The organism is Streptomyces sp. NPDC058812 (genome assembly GCF_042744565.1).
Taxonomy (GTDB): Bacteria; Actinomycetota; Actinomycetes; order Streptomycetales; family Streptomycetaceae; genus Streptomyces; species Streptomyces thinghirensis.
In genome coordinates this window covers 1-1,703 of record NZ_JBHYOB010000072.1, presented here as the reverse complement: position 1 = coordinate 1,703, position 1,703 = coordinate 1, and the positions used below count along the sequence as shown (strand labels likewise).

Annotated in this window: 3 protein-coding genes; 1 reads left to right on the top strand and 2 read right to left on the bottom strand. The window is 67.9% G+C overall.

What is annotated here, in order from left to right; genetic code table 11:
- The coding region (locus ACFW48_RS38695; RefSeq protein ID WP_386323365.1) for an alpha-N-acetylglucosaminidase C-terminal domain-containing protein at window positions 1-257 on the top strand (257 nt) is incomplete at its 5' end.
- A gap of 39 nt (window positions 258-296) precedes the next feature.
- Here the strand turns inward: ACFW48_RS38695 and ACFW48_RS38690 are convergent.
- Together ACFW48_RS38690 and ACFW48_RS38685 are read right to left on the bottom strand one after the other, a co-directional pair.
- On the bottom strand, window positions 297-1,190 hold the full coding sequence (locus ACFW48_RS38690; RefSeq protein ID WP_386323363.1) for an IS982 family transposase: 894 nt from the start codon (window positions 1,188-1,190) through the stop codon (window positions 297-299).
- A gap of 55 nt (window positions 1,191-1,245) precedes the next feature.
- Window positions 1,246-1,703: amino acid permease (locus tag ACFW48_RS38685; protein WP_386323361.1), on the bottom strand; the 458-nt coding region annotated here is incomplete at its 5' end.

Below are 1,703 nucleotides of genomic sequence, written 5' to 3'. Positions count from 1 at the left end.
GCGGCTTCCTGCACGACTACGCCAACCGTGAATGGAGCGGTCTGGTCTCGGAGTTGTACGCCCGGCGGTGGGCTGCCTACTTCGCGGCGCTGGACGAGGCGCTGGTCCGCAAGGCCCAGCCGAGGGAGATCGACTGGCACGCCTTCGAGGAGGAGTGGGCCCGGCGGACCACCCGGCACCCGGACCGGCCGGGCGGGGTCCCCCACCGGCTGGCCGCGGCGGTGGCGGCGGCCCTTCCTCCGGCGGCCGCCGGCTGACCGCCGGACACCCCTAGACGAGTAAGTCCGAAGTGTTGGTCAGTGGTCGTAGGCGACGAGTGATCGGGTGATGGATGTTCCGTTGGCCCGGTTGTGCCAGATGGCTGCGGTCAGGGCCAGGATGCGTTGTCCGACGCGGGCCAGGACCCCAGATGGGGTTCTGGCTCCGTGACGTTCGAGGTCGAGTTGGCCTTTGAGGGTGTCGTTCACCGACTCGATGAGCTGCCGGATCGGTTTGAGCAGGTGCTCGCCCGGCCGTGGCTTGCGGTTGCGGTAGCTGGGCCGCAGCAGGGTCAGGCCGTGGCCGGCCATGAAGGCGTCCAGGTGCTTGGAGACGTAGCCCTTGTCGCCGACGATGGTCTGCCCGGGGTGGGTGGCCAGCAGGTCGATGTCCTGGGTGAGCATGCCGGCGAGGACTTCACGCTCGTCCGTTTTCGGGTTGGCCAGCGCCCAGGCAATGGGCAGGCCGCCGGGTGTGCAGAGCAGGTGCAGACGCAAGCCCCAGAAGAACCGTGAGTGCGAGGCGCAGTAGCCGTAACCGGCCCAGCCCGCCAGTTGCGAGCGTTTGACCGTCGGCCGTGAGCGGGCGCACTCCACGGGGGTGGAGTCCACGATCCATACGTCGTCGTGCCACAGGTCGGTGTCGCGGGCCAGAGTGCGGATGAACCGGCTGATCAGCGTGTTGGCGGCCCGCAGGCGCTTGTTGTAGCCGGACTGCTCGGGCAGGTAGGGGAACTCGGCGCTCAGGTGGCGGCGGGCGAACCGAAGCCAGCGGGTCTCGGAGGCGAAGCCGAGGACGGCCTGCATGACCGCGAGCGTCAACAGCTCGGCATCCGTCAGCCTCGGCGGACGGCCCCATCGCCGCGTTCCTGCCAGAGAGTCATCAATCCTCACGTACAGTGCAGTCGCGAGGGTTTCGAGATCTGTCGTCACAAACGGATCAACGAGACCCTCGCTTCATGCGCCCGAAGACTTCGGACTTACTCGTCTAGTACTTGGCGTCCGCGCCCACCTTGCCGAGGCGGCTGTGCTGCCGTCCGTAGGCGAAGTAGACGATGACGCCGATGACCATCCAGATGCCGAAGCGCAGCCACGTCTCGGCCGGCAGGTTGAGCATCAGCCAGAGCGAGGCGAGGATCGACAGGATGGGGACCAGCGGCACCCAGGGGGTGCGGAAGGCGCGGTGCAGGTCGGGGCGGGTCTTGCGCAGGACGATCACGCCGAGCGCGACGACCACGAAGGCGAACAGGGTGCCGATGTTCACCAGGGTCGCCAGCTCGTTGATGCTGGTGAAGCCGGCGACGATCGCGATGATCACACCCAGCAGGATCGTCGGCCGGTACGGCGTCCGGAAGCGGGGGTGCGTGACGGAGAAGAAGCGCGGGAGCAGGCCGTCGCGGCTCATCGCGAAGAACACCCTGGTCTGGCCGAGGAGCAGGATGAGGC